This is a genomic window from Brevundimonas sp. (assembly GCF_023259385.1).
Lineage (GTDB): Bacteria > Pseudomonadota > Alphaproteobacteria > Caulobacterales > Caulobacteraceae > Brevundimonas.
In genome coordinates this window covers 1-4,980 of sequence record NZ_JAHFPF010000255.1, presented here as the reverse complement: position 1 = coordinate 4,980, position 4,980 = coordinate 1, and the positions used below count along the sequence as shown (strand labels likewise).

Here is a 4,980-nt window from a genome sequence, read left to right as displayed (position 1 = left end):
GGTCTCACCTGCCGTGAGTTCCTCTGGACCAGACACGGTGAAAACGATGACCGGCTTCAAACTGACCACCCTGCTGGCCCTGTCGGCCAGCGCCCTGACCCTCGCCGCCTGCGGTTCGTCTGAAGTGGCTTCGCCCGGCGAAGGCGACTTCGGCGGCGGCACGGGCGGCGGCGGCGGCGGCGTGACGCCCCCGGCTCCGGGAACCCCGGCCGCCGACTGCCCCACCGGCTTCGCCAACGTCGGCGTCGTCGCCGCGGGCACGCTGCGCGCCTGCCAACTGCCGACCACCATCACCGGCAACCTGACCGTGCCGCTGCGCGCCGGCACCATCTATTCGATCTCGGGTCGCACGGAAGTCGGCAACGACCGCGGCGCCGATCCGGCCGCTCCGGTCGCCGGCACCCAGCAAGGCATCCTGACCATCGAAGCCGGCGTGCGCCTGTACGGCTCGGGCGGCTCGGACTACCTGCTGGTCAACCGCGGTTCGCAGATCTTCGCTGAAGGCACCGCCACCAACCCGATCATCTTCACCAGCCGCGCCAACGTCGAAGGCACCACCACCGAGAACTCGCAAGGCCAGTGGGGCGGCGTCGTCATCGCCGGCCGCGCCCCGACGGCGGTCTGCCCGGTCGGCGTCACCGCGCCGAACATCGCCTGCGTCGGTCAGGTCGAAGGCACCAGCGCCAACTACGGCGGCAACAGCCCGACCGATAACTCGGGCCGTCTGCGCTACGTCCAGATCCGCTACTCGGGCTTCGAAATCTCGCCGAACAACGAGCTGCAGGCCCTGACCCTGGCCGGCGTCGGTTCCGGCACCGTGATCGACCACGTCCAGGCCTACAACAGCTCGGACGACGGCATCGAAATCTTCGGCGGCACCGTCAACCTGAGCCACATCGTGATCAACGGCGCTGACGACGACGGCCTGGACACCGACACCGGCTGGCGCGGCGGCGCCCAGTTCGGCATCATCACCCAGCGCGCCACGGCCGTGACCAACGGCAGCCGCGGCTTCGAATGGTCGGCCGCCCCGTCGGGCACCGCCTTCTACGCCCAGCCCAAGGTCTCGAACTGGACCATCGTCGGCCGTAACGCGGCCGTGGCCGCCGACGCCCTGCTGACGCTGAACACCGGCACCCAGCCGACGATCATCAACTCGGTGATCACCAACCCGTCGACCTCGGCCGCGGCCTGCCTGGACATCGACGACGCCCAGACGGTCACCAACGCTCCGGTGTTCCGTTCGGTCTTCTTCGCCTGCAACCGTCCGTACGAGAACGACTCGAACGTCAACGCGGTCGCCACTGAAGCGGTGTTCATCAACGCCACGAACGTCGGCAACACCGCGACGGGCGTCTCGTCGATGACGGCTCCGGCCGGCGCCACCCTGACGGCCCAGAGCCTGGCCTTCATCAACGGCGCCAACGAGACTGCTGTGACCCCGGCCAACGCCCCGGCGATCTACAGCTTCTTCACCGCGGTGACCTACGTCGGCGCCGTGCGGAACGCGGCGGACACCTGGTACCAGGGCTGGACCTGCGGCCTGCAGGCGGCCAACGCCGCGGCCCCCAGCCTGACCTGCTGACGACGGATGGACGGGCGGCGGCTTCCCGCCGCCGCCCGGCTACCGAACCCTTCCGTTGATCCCTTCGAGGCGCAGACCATGAAGACCGTGAAAATGTCCCTTGGCGGGCTTCTGCTCGCCACCACCGCCCTGGTCGCGCCGGGCGTCGCCCTGGCCCAGACCGCCCCGACGACCCAGACGCCGGCCGCGCAGGCCGAGCCGCCGGTCGACACGGAGACCGACCTCGGCGAGGTCGTCGTTCTGGGCCGCTACATCCCGCAGCCGAACCGCGAGAGCCCCGAGGTCGCCGCCTTCGTGACCGCCGAAGACCTGCAGCGCACCGGCGACGCCGACGCCGCCCAGGCCCTGTCGCGTGTCACCGGCCTGTCGATCGTCGAGGGTCGCTTCATCTATGTGCGCGGTCTCGGCGAGCGTTATTCGTCGGCCCTGCTGAATGGTTCGCCGCTGCCCAGCCCCGAGCCGCTGCAACGCGTCGTCCCGCTGGACCTGTTCCCGTCGGAAGTGCTGGCGGGCCTGACGGTCCAGAAGACCTATTCGGTGTCCTTCCCCGGCGAGTTCGGCGGCGGCGTCGTCGACCTGCACACCATCGACACGCCGGGCCAGCCGTTCTTCAGCATGCAGGCCTCGATCGGCGGCAACACGGAGACGACGAACAAGGAATTGCTGATCTATTACGGCTCGCGCACCGACTTCACGAGCTTCGACGACGGCACCCGCGATGTCCCGGGCGCGCTCCAGCTCGGCTTCGGCAGCGGCAAGCGCATCTCGGCGGCCAACTTCACCGCTACCGAACTGCGCCACATGGGCCAGTCGCTGGTCAACGCGCCGCTGCGCCTGCTGCAGCGTGAGACCACGCCCGCCAATTTCGGCCTGCGCTTCACCGGCGGCACGAACATGGAAACCGGCATGGGGACGCTGGGCGGCGTCTTCGTGGCCTCGTACGACAACAAGTGGAGCGGCCGTCGCGGCGTGCGCCAGACGGGCCGTATCGATAGCGGCCAGCTGGTCACCGCCAACGACTTCGACTTCCAGTCGAACCAGAACGACCTGACCCTGAACTTCCTCGGCGCCCTGAGCCTGACCAGCGACACCAACACGCTGAAGTGGACCAACCTCTACGTCCGCAACGTCACCAAGGAAGCGCGTTCGGAAGCGGGCTTCGATGACGGCTCGGGCGGTCAGCGCCGCACCGACAACACCGAATGGTTCGTGCGTCAGCTGTTCTCGACCCAGCTGGCCGGCGAGCACACCTTCGGCGGCGCCGGCGAGTGGGAGTTCGACTGGCGGGCGGCCTACGCCAAAACCTCGCGTGACGCGCCGTACGAGAGCCGCTTCGGCTACGGCCAGAACGTGGCCGGCGACTGGATCCACGACATCGAGACCAACGCCATCTCGTTCAGCGAACTGGACGACGACATCGTCTCGGGCGGCGCGGACGTCAGCTACACCCTGCCGCTCTCCGACGCCCGCGAAGCCGTCTTCTCCTTCGGCGTCGCCTATTCGGACAACAACCGGGAATCCGAGCAGCGCACCCTGCGCTTCATCGCCCCGAACGGCCTGAGCGCCGATCAGCTGGAGTCGCGCGTCGACTTCCTGTTCGCGGACATCAACATCGGGCCGTACCTCCAGATCGAGGAGATCACCGGGACCAACGGCGCCGCGGCCTTCGACGGCCAGCTGACGGTCAAGGCCGCCTACGCCCAGGTGGCGGCGGAGATCATCCCGCTGGTCAACCTGAACATCGGCGTCCGCGCCGAGCAGGGCGAGCAGACCGTGACCCCGCGCGACCTGTTCGGCGGCACGACCGGCTTCCTGCCGACCCGGATCGAGGAAGAGTACATCCTGCCGGCGGGCACCATCACCTGGAACTTCGCCGAGGACATGCAGCTCCGCTTCGGCGCGTCCAAGACGATCGGTCGCCCCCAGTTCCGCGAACTGGCGCCGCAGCAGTACACGGACGTCGAGAGCGACCGGACCTTCATCGGCAACCCCTACCTGGTCGATACCGAGATCCTGAACATCGACGCGCGCTGGGAATGGTACTTCGCCCGCGATCAGTATGTGACGGCCGGTCTCTTCTACAAGGACCTGGACAAGCCCATCGAGTCGAGCGTCGTCGACCAGGGCTCGTCGATCTCGCAGACCTTCCTCAACGCGCCGAACGCGACCATCCAGGGCGCCGAGGTCGAGGTGAAGAAGTATTTCGAGTTCGGCTCGGAGATGGACTTCATCGCCAACAAGCGGTGGCTGATCCAGGCCAACTACACCTACTCCAAGTCCGAAGTGAACGTCGGGTCGGGCGACACCGTCATCACCCAGAACAGCCTGGGCGTCGCCCAGCCGGCCTCGTTCTACGTGGTCGACGGCAGCCGCCTGCAAGGCCAGTCCGAGCACGTCGCCAACCTGCAACTGGGCTGGGAAGACGACACGGCCCGCTCGCAGGCGACCCTGATCGCCAACTTCGTGTCGGAGCGCACCTCGGCGCGCGGCCGTCCGGGCGAACCTGACCTGATCCAGGAGCCGGGCGTCCAGCTCGACTTCGTCTTCCGCAAGGACTTCGACTACGCGGGCCGCGAATACGGCGTGGCGGTCGAGCTGCGGAACCTGCTGGGCGAGGAGTTCCTCGAATACCAGGAGCTCGGAAACCGGGTCGTCATCAACGGCTACGAACTGGGAACCAGCGGCTCGGTCAGCCTGACCGCCCGCTTCTGATCCTGCCGAAAATGGAAAGGCCGGCTCCATCCGGGGCCGGCCTTTTCCGTGCAGGCTGTGTGGAGATTTTGTCCGGAAACGGCTGGGTTGTCATAACAAGTTCGCGTCGCCGTCATGAGCGCGTGAAGCCCGAACCCGGACGATTGAGCTAGGACTGTTCCGGGCCGTCGGGGGCCATGACGGGCGTCCTCTCGTGATCGCTGTTCTTCGCAACTGGACCACCTCGGCCCGCGCGTTCGCGCAGGATGTCGCGGCGCGTCCGGTCCGGCTCCGGCCCCTCGTCGAGGGCCTGCTGGTCGCCGTCCTGCTGGTGCAGGTCGGGCGTCTGGTCTGGCTGTTCGTCGAGCCGCCGCCGGTCGCCTCGGCGGAGGCGCCGGCGGCGAACCGCTCCGCCGACACCTCCATCTTCCAGCGTTTCGACGCCTTCTTCCGCACCGGCGGCCAGTCCAGCATGGCGGAAGCCACCGCCGCGGGCAGCAGCCAGATGCGCCTGTTCGGCGTCCGCGCCGACGGCGCCGGTGGCGGCTCGGCCATCATCGGCCTGGCCGACGGCCGCCAGATCTCCGTCGGAGTCGGCGAGGAGGTCGAGCCCGGCCTGACGCTGCAGTCGGTCGGCGCGGACCATGTCGTCCTGTCGCGCAACGGCGCGCTCAGCCGCCTGATCTTCGCCGAGACCCCGGTCG

The 4,980-nt window shown here is 68.4% G+C and carries 3 protein-coding genes; all 3 read left to right on the top strand.

The features are described 5' to 3' along the window. The first annotated feature begins 46 nt into the window (after positions 1–46). A complete protein-coding gene (locus tag Q0C81_RS15950; RefSeq protein WP_291840157.1) occupies positions 47–1,585 on the top strand; it encodes a hypothetical protein in 1,539 nt (512 codons plus the stop codon). A 78-nt stretch (positions 1,586–1,663) separates the two neighbouring features. Continuing rightward, on the top strand, positions 1,664–4,297 hold the full coding sequence (locus Q0C81_RS15945; RefSeq protein ID WP_291840154.1) for a TonB-dependent receptor: 2,634 nt from the start codon (positions 1,664–1,666) through the stop codon (positions 4,295–4,297). Positions 4,298–4,490: 193 nt separating this feature from the next. Continuing rightward, positions 4,491–4,980 (top strand): type II secretion system protein N (locus Q0C81_RS15940; RefSeq protein ID WP_291840151.1); only part of this gene is annotated, 490 nt, incomplete at its 3' end.